Below are 13,658 nucleotides of genomic sequence, written 5' to 3'. Positions count from 1 at the left end.
GGCCGATCCATACGCGTTCCCACCGCTGAGTTGGCCCAAGTGCTGGGTCTGCAGGGAGTGCACATGATGCGTCACCTCGCATGCCACACCAATGAGGATGGTGATTCGAACACATGAAAACGGAAATGCCCAAGATCAAGAAACGGTGCTGGTGCATCGACCGGGAGACGGGAAAGGTCTACCGGGAGGGTCGCTGCCCCCGCCTGAAGGAGAAACGCCACGGCTCCTACTGGTTCCGCCTCGAAGCCCCCTCGCACGACGGCACCAGCCGCCGCCAGCCGCGCTTCGGCCCCTACCCGACTCTGCAGGAAGCCAAGGACGCCCGGGCGAAGGAAGTCCAGCGCATCCACGGCGGAGACCTCAGGCTCAGCCCGAAGATGCTCTACAGAGACTACCTCGAAAAAAGATGGCTGGAGAACAAGAAGCACCTGAAAAGCTGGTCGGACTACGAAGAGATCGTCAGGCTTTACGCCATTCCCGGACTAGGACACGTCAAAGTCGGAGATCTCAACAAAGACCACTTCCTCCGGCTTGCGGAAGAGATAAGAAGAATCAACAGGAAAACGAAGGGCGGCAAGCGCGAAAGCGAGATGCTCCTGCGGCTCCTGGCCGTGCGCGCCGAGCGGGCCGACAAGGACGGCGGTAAGAAGCGCTACTCCACACGGCCGATCAGCCTTGCCCGCCTGCGCAAGATCATGGCCGTGCTCAGGTCCAGCATGTCCTACCTGGTCAAGGCCGGCACGCTGACCGACAACCCCGCTGACAACCTCCCCATCCCCACGCCGAGGAGACACAAGCCGCTCATCTGGACCGAGGGACGTGTCGCCCGCTGGCGTTCGACCGGCAAGAAGCCGGCAAAGATCATGGTCTGGACCCCCGAGCAGTCCGGCGACTTCCTCGACCGCATCACCGGCCACCGCCTCTACCCGCTCTTCCACCTCGTCCTGCTGACCGGATTGCGCAGGTCGGAGGTGATCGGACTCCAGTGGGCCGAGGTCGACCTCGACAAGGGCTGGATGATGGTCCGAGAGGCCATCACCGCCCCCGACACCGAAGAGACCAGGGAAGAGGATGAGGAGGACCTCTGGGAAGAGGACCTGTGGGAGGAGGCCGAACTCGAACGCCTGGGCACGAAGAGCGAAGCGGGCGAGCGCTACGTCAGCCTGAGCCGCTCGACCGTCGCGGTGCTCAGAGCCTGGAAGCGCACCCAGAACACCGAACGCCTCAAGGCGGGCCGCTACTGGAACGACACCGGACTGGTCTTCACACGCCCCGACGGCCGCCAGGTCCACCCCCACACGCTGGCCCACACCTTCGACCAGTTGATCCGTCGCCACGGCATGCCCCCGATCACCTTCCACGGCATGCGGCACAGCTCGGCGACCGCGCAACTCGCCGCCGGGATCGAACCGAAGGTGATCAGCCAGACGCTCGGCCATTCCAGGACCAGCTTCACCATGGACACCTACGTCCATGTGGCCCCCGAGGCCCAGCGCGGTGCGGCCGAGGCCACCGACGCCGCCATCCCCCGCAGCGCACCGGCCTACGGCACGTGGTCCGGCAGACGCGAGGGCGCCGGATGACCCGGAATCCGGTCACTCTCCGTAGATGGTCCTGGTGACATGTATCACATGAAAAGCCACAGATTGTGGCGTGGGTCACGCCCTTGGAGGGGGTTTCAGGAGCCGGTTCGAGGGGGTTCGGGACGGCCTCGTGCCAGGGTCGTGCCAGTCTGGGCCCGAACATGAGGAAACCTGGGGCTTCTCTCGCTTTCGCGATGCGAGAAGCCCCAGGTCAGAGCGCGGAGGATCGGGGATTTGAACCCCGGAGAGCGTTGCCGCTCAACCGCATTAGCAGTGCGGCGCCATAGACCGGACTAGGCGAATCCTCCTGGCTGAGACAACACTACAGACCCGACGGGCCGGTACGCAAAACGGTTGCGTCGTGCCACGCGGCGCGGCGTCAGACGGTGGTGCGTTCGATGACCAGATCGGCGTCGTGGCGGAGCTTGTCGGCGGCGCGCGAGAGCGTGCTCTTGACCGTGCCGAGGGTGACGCCCATCCGTGCGGCGATCTGCGCCTCTGTCAGGTCGTCGTAGTAGCGGAGTACGACGGTGGTGCGCTGCCGGTCGGGGAGCCGTTCGATGGCCCGCTCCACCACGTCGGCCAGGTCGCTGCGCCAGGTGGGATCGTCCACCCGCTGTTCGGGGATGTCGTCGGTGGGGTAGACGTCCAGGTGGCTGCGGCGCCACTCGGAGATCTGCGTGTTGACCATCGCCCGGCGGACGTACCCGTCGCGGGCCTTGGGGTTGGCGATGCGGTCCCAGGACAGGAAGGTCTTGACGAGCGCGGCCTGGAGCAGGTCCTCGGCGTCGGCGTGGCTGTTGGTCAGCGACCGGGCCATCCGCAGCAGCGCCGGGCCCCGTTCCCCCACGTAGTCGCTGAACTCGTCGTACCGGGGCGTCCGGGTCGTTCCCCCCACACCGACCACCGACTTTCGGTTCTTCTCGTGTCGTGGATCACGTTTCTTCCCTCTCACTGTCACACAGCGAGGGCAAACATTCGGGAATCTCTGCCCAATACACCCGCAAATCGCTCATTCTGTATCTTTCCTCCTATTTCATCGCATGCTGCTCTCCTGTGGCTCATCATGGCGAGACACCGGGCAATGCCCCGGGCATGTCCGCGGCACGAACCGGTGCGGCCCGGCGTGTGCGGCCCCGGGCGCGGCCACGGGCAGGACAATGGACACCGAGTGACGAGTCGGGTGGTAGAGGGGGAGTGGACGACATGTCCGTGATGGCTGGACAGGAGAGCGGCCGCCGCCGGTTCACCGCCGAGATCCTCGGCCCCGACGCCGCCCCCGAACCCCTCCCCCTGAGCGGGCGCGTCGCGCGCGGCGTGGTCGTGGACGCCACCCCGTCCCTGCTCTGCCTGGTCACGCTGCGGGGCGAGGAGCGGTTCCTGCTCGACGGGCGGACCACCCTCTGGAAGGGCGACGAGACCGCCGTCTCCTCCCTGGTCTGCGGTGACGACGCCGTCGTGCTCCGCCCCCCGGCGGGAGGGCCGGTCGCCGAACGCGTGTGGGCGCAGCCGGCTCGCGCCACCGGTGTCATCACGGAGGTGGACGGCCACACCCTGGAGATCGACCCCGGGCACGGGCGCCCCCGGGTGCCCGTCGTCGTGCCCTACCGCTCCTCGGGGCGTATCGGCGTCCGCCACCCGCGACTGGAGCCCGGCTACGTCTTCGACGCGGTCGGCGTGTGGCGCGAGGGCGCGGTCTGGGTGACGCGGCCCGCCACCACGCAGCCGCCGTACCCGCTCCACGCCGCACCGTACCGGCCGCCGGCCTCCCGCTACTCGGGCACGGTCACGGGGATCGCCACCTGGTACGACCCCGCGTTCGGCCGCTCCCCTCACCTGGACGAGCGTGCCGCGGCCAACGGCGCCGCCTATCCGGCGCTCGACCCCGTGGGGCACACGGACGCGTGCGACCGCCGCACTTCCTGCGTCCCCCTGCCGCTGCTGTCCACCGGAACCACGGTGCGGCTGCGCAACGACTGCACGAGCGAGACCACGGTGGTGCCCCTGATCGACTGCGCGGCCGCCGACAGTTGGATCTGCGACCTGTGTCCCGCCTGCGGCGGCCAGGCCGCGGGCCGCGTCGTCTCCCTTACGGTGGCGGGCTTCGTGGCCCTGGGCGGGCGGCTTGAGGAAGGCTGCTTCAACGCGACCATGACCGTCCCGAACGGGGAGGGATGACATGTTGCTCGAGATCGTCGACGCCGTCCGCGAGGTCCAACTGCCACTCCTGTCCGCACTGCTGCTGCTCGGCGCCGCCGCCAAGGCCGTGAGCGGCTCCGCGGCGGGCGGGACGGCTGTGCTGCTGCCCAGGCGCCTGCTCCGGCCGGTCACCTCAGCCACGGCCGTGGCCGAGGCGGTGCTCGCGGTCGGCCTGCTCGCGCTGGCCGGATCCCTGGGGGACCTGGCCCGGGCCGGTACGGCGGTGCTCTTCGCCCTGGCGTTCGTCGTCTTGGTCCTGGCCCGCCGACGCGATCCGGAGGCGGGCTGCGGCTGCTTCGGCGGCCTGAGCCGGGCACCGATCGGCTGGCGCACCCTGACCCGGGCCGTGCTCCTCTCCAGCGCGGCCCTGGCCACGATCGGCCTCGCTCCGGCCGGATGGGAGGTCCTCGCCTCCTTCGGCAGCGCGCACGCCGTGGTTCTGGGGGTCGAACTCGCCGTGCTGGCGGTCCTGAGCCCCGAACCGCGCGAACTCGTGGCGCGCTGGACCACACGGGAGCCCTGCGCGCTGCGCCCCGTACCGCTGCGCCGGACGATGCTGCGGCTGCGCGCCAGCGACGTGTGGCGCACCAACCGCGACGTGCTCCGGGGCGGTGGGCCCGAGGACGTGTGGCGGCACGGCTGCTGGAGGTTCCTGCGCTACGACGGGACGCGGCACGGCCGCCGTGTGGACGTGGTCTTCGCCGTGCGGATCGGGGGGAGCGCCAGGACGGCCGTGCGGGCCGTCCTGGTGGACCGCGCCTCCGGACAAGTGTGCGCCACGTTCGGGGCCGTGACCACGCGTCGGCTCCAGGGCCCGCCGCGCAAGCTGCCCCGTCCGCGCGAGGCCGCCCGGCGGGACGAGGCCCTGCGCGACGCCGAACGGGAGGCCAGGGCGCTGAGGATCGCCCGTGCCCACCCCGCGGCCCGGCCCCCGGCGGAGGAGGGCACGGGGTCGGGCCACCCCGTGTGAGGCCCGCTCAGCCCAGTATCCGCCGCTGCCGGTCGACGGCGGCCTCGCTGAAGCCGGTCAGCATCTCCCGGTAGGACTCGGCGTCCCCGGTACCGAGGACGGAGGTGCTGCCGAGCAGGTCGCCGTTGCGGTACAGGACGTTGATCATGCGGTTCACCTCGCCGCCGGTGGTCACCTCCACGGAGAAGGCGTGCGACTCGTCGCCGATCCGGGGCAGATCGACCTCGGCCACCGTGTACTCGGAGGCGGTGCCGTCCTCGTAGGTGACGGTGTAGGCCGAGCACGATTCCGGCGGTCCGGTCTCCAGGGCTCGGGCCGCTTCGGCCTCGTCCAACTGGATCAGCATGCTGGAGACCGACCCCTCCGGCCACTCGTAGGCGGCCACCGAAGTGGGGGCGTCGCGCACGCTCTCCATGTCGCCCCAGCGGTTGGCCGCGTCCACGCACTCGGGCTTGTCGATCTCGGTGGATCCGCGGACCTCCTCGCTGTAGCGCACCGTGGCCAGGCGCGAGTAGGTTCCGCTCTCACTGCCCTCGGGCAGCAGCGTGGCGTTCTCGTAGTACGTGGGCTGGGCCTCGTTGAGTCGGGCCGCGGCCTCCGCGTTGGGGTCCTCCGGGGGAGGCTGTTCCTCGGCTCCACCGCACGCTCCCACCCCGAGGGCGATGGATAGGGTGACGGGAAGGGCCAGCGACCGGACGGCCGTGCGGCCGTGGCGCGCACCGGGGCTCTGGCCCGCTGCGGCGCGCACGGGGTCGGTCAGGCGGCGGCGCGAGAACATGGTGGTGTCTCCTCATTTTGTGCGGTATCCCCCGTGGGGGTGTTGCCGGAGCAGCGGATGTCGCCGATCGTGTCTCGTGTCTCACACAAAGTATTGGGGAAGGACCATGGTGCCGGAGTCGAAAACGCCATATCTGCGGCCCGTTCTGGAGGGCATTCCTCCTTACAGGCCGGGGCTTAGGGTGGTCGGTCCCGACGGCCGCTCCGTCAAGCTCTCCTCCAACGAGAGCCCCTTCGGCCCGCTCACATCCGTGCGGGAGGCCATCGCACGGGCCTCAGCCGAGCTGAACCGCTACCCGGACGCCGGATCGGTGGCGCTGGTGGAGGCCCTCGCCGCACACGTGGGGGTTCCCGTCGACCACGTGGCCGTGGGCGCCGGGTCGGTCGGGCTCCTCCAGCAACTGCTGGAGGCCGTGGGGGAGCCGGGGGCCGAGGTCGTCTACGCCTGGCGCTCCTTCGAGGCCTATCCGCTGCTCGCGGACCTGGCCGGGGTCCGGTCGGTGCGCGTGCCGATCAGGGACGAGGCGCACGACCTGGGCGCCCTCGCCGACGCCGTCACCGAGAACACGCGCATGGTGCTGGTGTGCAACCCCAACAACCCCACCGGCACCACGGTGCACCGGGAGGAGTTGGCAGCCTTCCTCGACCGCGTTCCCGATCACGTGCTGGTGGTCCTGGACGAGGCCTACCACGAGTACGTCCGAGACCCCCGCGTCCCGGACGGGGTGGAGCTGTACCGCGACCGCCCCAACGTGGCCGTGCTGCGCACGTTCTCCAAGGCCTACGGGCTGGCGGCGCTGCGCCTGGGCTACCTCGTCGCCCACCCGCACGTGGCCATCGCCGTGAACAAGACGCTGGTGCCGTTCGCGGTCAACCACCTCGCCCAGGCGGCGGGCATCGCCTCCCTGGCCGCCCACGACGAACTCATGGAGCGCGTGGCGGCCACCGTCGAGGAGCGTTCCCGGGTACGCGACGCCCTGATCGCCTCCGGATGGACCGTGCCGCCCACCGAGGCCAACTTCGTCTGGCTGCGGGCCGGGGACGACACGCTCGACTTCGCCGCCGCGTGCGCCGAGGCGGGTGTGGCGGTCCGCCCCTTCGCCGGCGAGGGCGCCCGGGTGAGCCTGGGGACGGTGGAGGAGGACGACGTGTTCCTGGCCGTGGCCACGGCCTACGCGCACCGCCGCTAGAGTGCGCGCCGCGCCCGCCCGGGGCCGCTCAGTCCGTCCCGGTCCGGGTACGCCGGGCGTAGGCGCGGGCCGCGCGGGCGCGGTCGCCGCACCGGACCGAGCACCAGTGGCGGCGGGGGTGCGTGCGTAGCAGGTAGCGGTCGCAGGGGGAGGAGCCGCAGGCGGCGAGCCGTTCGGCGTCGGGTGAGGTCAGCAGGTCGGCGGCGTCCGCCGCCAGGATCCCCAGGGCGTGGTCGACCACTTCGGTCGCGGGGTGCGCGACGGCCCGGTAGGGGCCCTCGGCCGCGTCCCAGCGCAGGAGCGGCGCCGTCGGTACCCGGGTCAGGGCTTCGTTGACGGCGGCGAGGGCCTCCTCGGGCGCGGGGCCGCCGTCGACGCGGGTGGCGATCAGGTCCCGGACCGGTGCGCGCAGGGACCGCAGCCGTTCGGCGCAGAACTCCCACAGCCGTGCGCCCTCCGGTGCGAGGCCGCGCTCGACCAGCCACCGGGTGGCGGACTCGGGTGTACCGAGGAGGTCGACGCGGTGACCGCCGGGCAGGACGATGGCGCTGTCGGCGAAGTCCAGCGAGGGGTACCGGTCGGCACCCGGGGCGGGGGGCGGCGCGGTGTAGGTCTCGGCTGCCGCGGTCTCGGTCATGGCCTCATGGTAGGTGCCGATCCTGGGGAGCGCCCCAGGGGCGCCCCCGTCCGTGTACTGACGCTGCGCCGCGGTGTCAGCGCCCCAGTCGATCGAGACCGTGCTCGACGTCTTGGACGAACGCCTGCCATGAGGGCAGTTCCGTGACCGGGCCCCTGGTGTCCAGCCTTTGCAGCAGTTGGCGGCGGTTCTCCGAGAAGCGCTTGTTGAACCGGTCGAGTCTCCGGCCGGAGAGTTCGGCGATGCCGTCGTCACTCGTGCCCTCGCCCAGGAAGAGGACTCGAACGGTCACATCCCCTCCAAGCCGAGTTGTGCCCCGGGCGGGGCCGCCAGGTAGGGCAGGATGTCTGGCCGAGTGACGGAGAGGCTCCCAGGCTTCTCGGCTCTCCATGTCCCAGCGATGGGGCGCAGTCGTAGAACCTGGGTCAACCGCCCGTCGGGTCGTCGTCTCCGGACACTGTCGGCGAACAGGAGGTCGTCCGGGTCCACGATCTGCACGACCCCGGGGGAGTGGGTGTTCACGATCACCTGCCGGAAGGGGTTGTCCTCGCCGGGGGACAGACCGGGATCCACGGCGAGGTCGCGGACGAGATCGACCATGGAGGGGAGGTTGCCCGGGTGGATCCCGTTCTCGGGCTCCTCCATGCAGATCACCCCTTGGACCGAGGGGTCCTCTAGGAGAACGCAGAGCGCCAGGAAGCGCAGTGTTCCCTCGGAGAGGCTCCGAGCGGCATGCGCAGGCCGTTCGCCTCCTGGAGTTCGACGGCGAGCAGTTGACGCACTTCGTCCTCGGCCACGTGCAGTCGGTCCACGGACAGGCCGATGAGGTCGGCGAGCCTGCCCGAGACCCGTGCGTAGACACGGTCGGGGTCCTCATGGGGTTCCTGCTGGGCGATGCGGAAGAGCGTTCCCGGAAGGTGGAGTCCGTTGGCGCCCATCACCTGGGGGTCGGTGTAGCGGTCGGCCGTGCGGAGCGCGGTGGGTTCCAGGGCCAGTCGCCGCCAGGACTGCATCTCCCGACGTGCCGCGAGGATGGTCGGGTCGTCGCTGCTGGTCACCGTGCTCACCACGGTCGCCGGGGCCCGTGACGCGGCGGCGGGCTTGGGCTGGCCGCGACTGCCGCCGTCCTGGTGGATCCTGATGATGGGCTGGCCGTCTTGGATCGTCGTCGAGATGAAGGCAGTCCCGCTGCGCTCGTTCCTCAGGACGGCGTCGCGGAAGTTCTTCTTGCTGTGGTGGAAGCGGAGCCGATGGGGGCATCACCGAGGTTGATGTGCCTGAGACTCTCCCTGAGCAGGGTCAGACGGCCGATCTTGTCCGCCTTCGTCGGCGACTGGAAGCCCAGTTCGAGTTCGTAGCGCAGGTAGGTGCTGGTCGCCTCGGCCTCACGGCCGAAGTCGTCCTCCACCACCTTCGGGACGATCATCTCGGCGGCGAAGCCCATCCGCCGCTCCTCCGGTCCGAATCCGTTCCAGAACAGCTCCCGCGGATCTCCGGAACGCTCGCGGTCCGTGCCCCGCACCTCGGAGGCCGCTTCGATCAGGGAGCGGCTGGACAGCAGGCTGAGGAACTGGATCACGTCGAACACGTTCGACTTGCCCGTGCCGTTCTCACCGGCGATGCAGGTGAAGGGGCCGAAGTCGACCTTGAGACCGAGGAGGTTCTTGAACCCGTCCACCTCCAGACGTGTGAGCACCGTGTCCCCCGTTCATGGTTGCGTGGCGGCCTTGGAAGCGCGTCGAACCCGTCGTCCGTGCGCAATCTAGCAAGAGCGGAAAGCGTGACGGGCGGGTTGAACGCCCGTGGGGCGCCCTCCATCGGGAGGGCGCCCCACGGGGGCTGTCCGGCTACTTGCCGGCGGCGTTCTTGTCCAGCTTCTCCACGATCAGCCGGTAGAGCTGGCGCGGGCGGCCGGGCTGGAGGGTGCGGTTGGGCGGCAGCGGCCACGCCAGCCCCTCCTCGACCAGGGTGCGCAGGAGGCGGCGCGCCGTCCGGGAGGTGACACCGAGCATCCGCCCGGCGTTCTCCGCGTCGACGACCAGGGGTCCGTCCTCCTCGGCGATCTTCGCCGACAGGCGCGTGAGCGTCTCCCGCCCCTTGGTGCGCAGCGGCTCCGAGGACTGCCGTGCGGGCGCCCGCTGGGCCGGGACCAGGGAACGGCCCTCGCGGTCCACAGCGAAGCTCTGACGGGAGGCCTGGGCACGGTTCAGGGCGGCCCGCGCGTGCGTCTCCGCGTCCTGGGTGGTGCGCCCCATGCCGATCCCGACCTCGATCGCGATCCCCAGCTCCGCCTTGATCCGCTCGACGAACGGCGGCTGCCGGAAGCCCTCGGTGGCTGTGACCAGGGAGCCACGGGTGGCCGTCACCATGAACGAGTGGTCGTCCAGCCGGTGTGCCGTGGCGTTGATCCGGTGCGCCTCCTGCAACAGCAGGCGGTGCAGCGATAGCCGCAGCTCCTCGCGCCAGTAGCGGGGCGTGGACCGGCGGGAGGAGTCGCGCAGCGTGGGCACGTCCACCACCACGACCCCCAACTGGGCCTCCTCCAGCCTGTGGTGCGCGCCGAGCAGACCCGCGGTCTGCAACGCGCTGCGCACACCGGCGTTGGTGGGCCGCAGCCGGACCACGGGGACACCGATCGCCTCCAGCCGCTCGGCGACCCCGCGCACGCACGTGATCGCCATCCGCGTGGCCTTGCGGCGCCACAGCCCCTCGTGGAAGGAGGTCAACTGCGCGGTGGTGGTGAGCTCCTCGTGCACGTGGATCCCGTCCACGGGGAGGTCGACCTCGGAGTAGGCCTCCACGACGTCGGCGCGGCTGAGGACGTCCAGGCTGGCTCTGGTGGGGTCGTAGCGGTCGTCGAGCGTCGACCGGAGCAGGGCCTCGTGCAGGCTGGCACCGCCGAGCGGCACGAAGGTCGCGGGCATCGTCAGGACACCGGCCTTGCGCGCGAACTCGTAGGGCACTGGGCTGGCGAACAGATAGGCGTCGATCGCCGACCCCAGCCTGACGACCTTGTCCGTCGCCTCTTGCTCATCTCGATACGCGGCGGCGATGAGTCTGGCGTTGAGGGGTCCAGTGGACCCCGGACCCATGAGCATGACCCGTTCGACCACCTCATGGGGTCCTATGACGCCGATCGTCAAATCGCCAGTACGCTGGGCACTCACCTCGGGCTGCTCCCCGCTACCATTCCACGCTCTTCACTATGTGCGCCCACTGGATTTCCCGACCCGATCTCTGTCACGGCATGATTGCCGAGATCGTACCCATTGTGCGGGGCAGAAGAAGATCGTTTCGGATATCAACACCGAAAGCCCGGGTGGAGGAGAACCTCCACCCCGGCCTTGATCTGCGACTTCGCCCCCTATGAGACGGTGACACGCTCCACATCCGCGCCGAGCGCGGCGAGCCGTGTCGCGAACTGGGAGTGGCCGCGGTCCACCAGATAGCCAGGCGCCACGATTGTCTCACCTTCGGCGACCAGTCCCGCGAGGACCAAGGCGGCCCCGGTCCGCAGGTCGTGGGCGATGACCTCGGCCCCGCGCAGGTCGTTCGACCCGTGCACGATGGCGCGGGTGCCCTCCACCTCGATCTTGGCACCCATCTTGTTCAGCTCGTCGGCCAGGGCGAAGCGGCCGTCGTAGATGGCCTCGTGGATGTAGCTCTCACCGTCGGCCAGGGTCGCCAGTGCCATCAGCGGCGACTGGAGGTCGGTCGCGAAGCCCGGGAAGGGCGAGGTGACGGCGTTGATCGGGCGCAGTGGCACGTTCCTGTCCCGGCGCACGTGCAGGACGGCGCCCTCCTGGGTGAAGGCCACGCCCATCTGCTCCAGTTTCCAGCGGGCCACGCCCAGGTGGTCCAGGTTCGCGCCGACCAGGCCGACCTCGCCGCCGGTCGCGGCGATGGCCATGGCGAACACGCCGGCGTCGATGCGGTCAGACATGATGGTGTGCTCGACGGCGGTGAGCTCGTCCACGCCCTCGACGGTGATCAGGCCGGTGCCGCCACCGCTGATCTTGGCGCCCATCGCGCTCAGGAACGCGATGACGTCCAGGACCTCGGGCTCCAGTGCGGCGTGCTCGATCACCGTGGTGCCGGGGGCCAGGACCGCGGCCATGATCAGGTTCTCGGTGCCCGTGTGGGACGGTGTGTCGAGGTAGAGGCGGCCGCCGCGCAGGTTGCTCGCCTCGACGTTGATGTGGTTGCGCTCGGCGTCCTCCACGACGTCGGCGCCCAGGCGCGCGAAGCCGCGGTAGTGGAAGTCGAGGTTGCGGCTGCCCAGGTTGCACCCGCCGACGCCCTCGATGCGGGCGCGTCCGGTGCGGTGCATCAGCGCCGGGACGAAGAGCACCGAACCGCGGAAGCGGGCCGCGATCTCCGCGGGCAGCACCGCGCGCTCGGGGTCGTTCAGGGACGACGCGTCGATGACGACGGTGCGCTCGGCCTCGTGGAACTCCACCTTCGCGCCCACGTGCTCGGCGAGCTCCAGGGCGCGGTAGACGTCCTCGATGACGGGGACGTTGCGCAGCACCGTGTGGCCCTTGGCTGCGAGGAGAGCGGCGCCGATCATCGGCAGGACGGCGTTCTTCGCGCCCTGGATGAACGCCGTTCCGTTGAGGGGGCGTCCGCCGCGGACGCGGTAACGAACCTCCTGGCCCATGCTCATGTGCTCCTTTGCGAGGCAGTGGTGGTGAAGAGGCACCTTGGTCGGGTACCGCCGGTATGGATGAGACGCGGGTTGACCCTGGGACGTTGCGATTTTCTTGCGCGTGATCTGCATGTGACCTGCGCGGCCACTGGGCCGGTGGTCCGCGACGACTCTATAGCACCCGCCCGCGTATACCGATCCAGAACGTGGTATACCCGCAGATCGCGGATAGAGTCCTGACACATCGCCGAAACGGTGCGGACACCATGGGTGGAGGGTGGTGCGGACGCGTCGGGCGGATACCCGCGAAACGCGCCACACCACCATACGTGCTCTTCAGCGCCCTGGAACGGCTCCGTGCGGTTCATCACGCGGCCGCAGGGGCGCGGCCGCCCTCCTATTGCTCGGCGGCGGCCCGTTCGGCGATGTCCTTGCGGTGGAAGGAGCCGCGCATCTCGATCCGGCCCACGGCCTCGTACGCCCGGTCGCGGGCCTGCCGCAGGTCGGCGCCGGTGCCCACCACGTTGAGCACGCGCCCGCCGTTGGACTTGACGCCGCTCGTGCCCTCCCAGGCGGTGCCCGCGTGCAGCACGTAGGCGCCCTCCAGCGCGTTGGCGGCGTCCAGCCCGCCGATCGCGTCGCCCTTGACCGGGTCGGCCGGGTAGTTCTCGGCCGCCACGACCACGGTGACCGCCGCACCCGGCTTCCACTGGAGCGAGCCGATGGAGCCCAGACCAGCGGTGTCGGTGGCCTGGAGGACCGCGCCGATCGGGGTGGCCAGGCGGTCCAGGACGACCTGGGTCTCCGGGTCGCCGAAGCGCGCGTTGAACTCCACCACGCGCGGTCCGGCCGAGGTGAGCGCTAGGCCGACGTAGAGCAGGCCCTGGTAGCGGGTGCCCCGCCTGTTCATCTCCTGGAGGGTCGGACGTACGACCGTCTCCATGATCTCGTCGACCAGGCCGGACGGGATCCACGGGAGCGGGGTGTAGGCGCCCATGCCGCCGGTGTTGGGGCCCTGGTCGCCGTCGTAGGCGCGCTTGAAGTCCTGCGCGGGCAGCAGCGGGAGCGCGTGCGCCCCGTCGCTGAGGACGAACAGCGACAGCTCGGGGCCGTCGAGGTACTCCTCGATGACCACGCGGCCGCACTCGCGGGCGTGCAGTTCGGCTTCGGCCCGGTCCTCGGTGACCACGACGCCCTTGCCGGCCGCCAGGCCGTCGTCCTTGACCACGTAGGGGGCGCCGAACGTCTCCAGGGCCTCGGCCACCTGGCTCGCGTTGCGGCACACCCTGGCCTTGGCGGTGGGGACGCCCGCGGCCTCCATGACCTCCTTGGCGAACGCCTTGGAGCCCTCCAGGCGGGCGGCCTCCTTGTCGGGGCCGAACACCGGGATGCCCCGGTCGCGCAGCGCGTCCGCGACACCGTCGACGAGCGGCGCCTCGGGGCCGATCACGACCAGTTCGGCGCGGATGCGTGCGGCCAGCTCGGTGACGGCCAGGCCGTCGGTCACGTTGATGACGTGGTTCTCCGCCAGCTCCGAGATACCGGGGTTGCCCGGCGCGCAGTGGATGCTCGTCACACCCGGATCCAGGGACAGGGCGCGGACGAGGGCGTGCTCGCGGCCTCCGCCGCCGAGAACGAGGGCTTTCACCTGAGG

General features: G+C 70.3%; 14 protein-coding genes and 1 tRNA gene. 4 read left to right on the top strand and 11 right to left on the bottom strand.

Going from position 1 to position 13,658, the window contains the following annotated elements:
* Positions 1–125: 125 nt before the first annotated feature.
* Positions 126–1,583, top strand: coding sequence for a tyrosine-type recombinase/integrase (locus ACFHWE_RS18585; protein WP_416602943.1), 1,458 nt, complete (start codon positions 126–128; stop codon positions 1,581–1,583).
* Positions 1,584–1,802: 219 nt separating this feature from the next.
* On the opposite strand, the gene ACFHWE_RS18580 is transcribed toward ACFHWE_RS18585, so the two are convergent.
* Positions 1,803–1,891: transfer RNA gene (locus tag ACFHWE_RS18580), tRNA-Ser, on the bottom strand.
* Positions 1,892–1,962: 71 nt separating this feature from the next.
* Positions 1,963–2,490, bottom strand: coding sequence for a SigE family RNA polymerase sigma factor (locus tag ACFHWE_RS18575; protein ID WP_416602942.1), 528 nt, complete (start codon positions 2,488–2,490; stop codon positions 1,963–1,965).
* 299 nt (positions 2,491–2,789) lie between these two features.
* Here ACFHWE_RS18575 and ACFHWE_RS18570 point away from each other — a divergent pair, with 299 nt between their 5' ends.
* Together ACFHWE_RS18570 and ACFHWE_RS18565 are read left to right on the top strand one after the other, a co-directional pair.
* Complete coding sequence (locus ACFHWE_RS18570) at positions 2,790–3,761, top strand: hypothetical protein (RefSeq protein WP_416602941.1); 972 nt, start codon at positions 2,790–2,792, stop codon at positions 3,759–3,761.
* 1 nt (position 3,762) lies between these two features.
* Positions 3,763–4,752, top strand: a complete 990-nt coding sequence (locus ACFHWE_RS18565; protein WP_416602940.1) for a MauE/DoxX family redox-associated membrane protein — start codon at positions 3,763–3,765, stop codon at positions 4,750–4,752.
* A 7-nt stretch (positions 4,753–4,759) separates the two neighbouring features.
* Here the strand turns inward: ACFHWE_RS18565 and ACFHWE_RS18560 are convergent, their stop codons facing one another.
* Entirely contained in the window at positions 4,760–5,530 is a 771-nt protein-coding gene (locus ACFHWE_RS18560) for a hypothetical protein (RefSeq protein ID WP_416602939.1), read from the bottom strand.
* 106 nt (positions 5,531–5,636) lie between these two features.
* On the opposite strand from ACFHWE_RS18560, the gene hisC reads away from it, so the two are divergent.
* A complete protein-coding gene (gene hisC, locus ACFHWE_RS18555) occupies positions 5,637–6,719 on the top strand; it encodes a histidinol-phosphate transaminase (protein WP_416602938.1) in 1,083 nt (360 codons plus the stop codon).
* A gap of 28 nt (positions 6,720–6,747) precedes the next feature.
* Here hisC and ACFHWE_RS18550 read toward each other — a convergent pair whose 3' ends face one another.
* The 8 genes from ACFHWE_RS18550 to purD form a co-directional block, all read right to left on the bottom strand.
* Positions 6,748–7,356 carry a CGNR zinc finger domain-containing protein gene (locus ACFHWE_RS18550; protein ID WP_416602937.1) on the bottom strand — a complete coding sequence of 203 codons (609 nt, stop codon included), beginning with the start codon at positions 7,354–7,356 and terminating at the stop codon, positions 6,748–6,750.
* Between the two features lie 76 nt (positions 7,357–7,432).
* Positions 7,433–7,648 (bottom strand): hypothetical protein, encoded by a 216-nt coding sequence (locus tag ACFHWE_RS18545; protein ID WP_416602936.1) that lies wholly within the window; start codon positions 7,646–7,648, stop codon positions 7,433–7,435.
* Positions 7,645–8,052, bottom strand: coding sequence for an AAA family ATPase (locus ACFHWE_RS18540; RefSeq protein WP_416602963.1), 408 nt, complete (start codon positions 8,050–8,052; stop codon positions 7,645–7,647). Before ACFHWE_RS18540 ends, ACFHWE_RS18545 begins: the two co-directional genes overlap by 4 nt.
* Complete coding sequence (locus tag ACFHWE_RS18535; RefSeq protein WP_416602935.1) at positions 8,031–8,414, bottom strand: hypothetical protein; 384 nt, start codon at positions 8,412–8,414, stop codon at positions 8,031–8,033. The genes ACFHWE_RS18540 and ACFHWE_RS18535 overlap by 22 nt, the downstream gene beginning before the upstream one ends.
* Positions 8,415–8,557: 143 nt before the next feature.
* Positions 8,558–9,052 carry an AAA family ATPase gene (locus ACFHWE_RS18530; RefSeq protein ID WP_416602934.1) on the bottom strand — a complete coding sequence of 165 codons (495 nt, stop codon included), beginning with the start codon at positions 9,050–9,052 and terminating at the stop codon, positions 8,558–8,560.
* 151 nt (positions 9,053–9,203) lie between these two features.
* Positions 9,204–10,469 carry a transcriptional regulator gene (locus tag ACFHWE_RS18525; RefSeq protein WP_416602933.1) on the bottom strand — a complete coding sequence of 422 codons (1,266 nt, stop codon included), beginning with the start codon at positions 10,467–10,469 and terminating at the stop codon, positions 9,204–9,206.
* A 251-nt stretch (positions 10,470–10,720) separates the two neighbouring features.
* Positions 10,721–12,016 carry a UDP-N-acetylglucosamine 1-carboxyvinyltransferase gene (gene murA, locus ACFHWE_RS18520; protein ID WP_416602962.1) on the bottom strand — a complete coding sequence of 432 codons (1,296 nt, stop codon included), beginning with the start codon at positions 12,014–12,016 and terminating at the stop codon, positions 10,721–10,723.
* Between the two features lie 385 nt (positions 12,017–12,401).
* Positions 12,402–13,652: a phosphoribosylamine--glycine ligase gene (purD, locus tag ACFHWE_RS18515; protein ID WP_416602932.1), complete on the bottom strand. Its 1,251-nt coding sequence runs from the start codon at positions 13,650–13,652 to the stop codon at positions 12,402–12,404.
* Positions 13,653–13,658 lie beyond the last annotated feature (6 nt).

Source organism: Nocardiopsis sp. LOL_012 (assembly GCF_048060475.1).
GTDB lineage: Bacteria > Actinomycetota > Actinomycetes > Streptosporangiales > Streptosporangiaceae > Nocardiopsis.
The sequence above is the reverse complement of the archived record's forward strand: the minus strand, read 5'-3'. Positions and strand labels throughout refer to the sequence as shown.

What these genes read in the sequence shown, in the direction of transcription:
- ACFHWE_RS18585 (WP_416602943.1), top strand. Translation starts at nt 126, where the DNA reads ATGCCCAAGATCAAGAAACGGTGCTGGTGCATCGACCGGGAGACGGGA.
- ACFHWE_RS18570 (WP_416602941.1), top strand. Translation starts at nt 2,790, where the DNA reads ATGTCCGTGATGGCTGGACAGGAGAGCGGCCGCCGCCGGTTCACCGCC.
- ACFHWE_RS18565 (WP_416602940.1), top strand. Translation starts at nt 3,763, where the DNA reads ATGTTGCTCGAGATCGTCGACGCCGTCCGCGAGGTCCAACTGCCACTC.
- ACFHWE_RS18560 (WP_416602939.1), bottom strand. Translation starts at nt 5,530, where the DNA reads ATGTTCTCGCGCCGCCGCCTGACCGACCCCGTGCGCGCCGCAGCGGGC.
- hisC (WP_416602938.1), top strand. Translation starts at nt 5,637, where the DNA reads ATGGTGCCGGAGTCGAAAACGCCATATCTGCGGCCCGTTCTGGAGGGC.
- ACFHWE_RS18550 (WP_416602937.1), bottom strand. Translation starts at nt 7,356, where the DNA reads ATGACCGAGACCGCGGCAGCCGAGACCTACACCGCGCCGCCCCCCGCC.
- murA (WP_416602962.1), bottom strand. Translation starts at nt 12,016, where the DNA reads ATGGGCCAGGAGGTTCGTTACCGCGTCCGCGGCGGACGCCCCCTCAAC.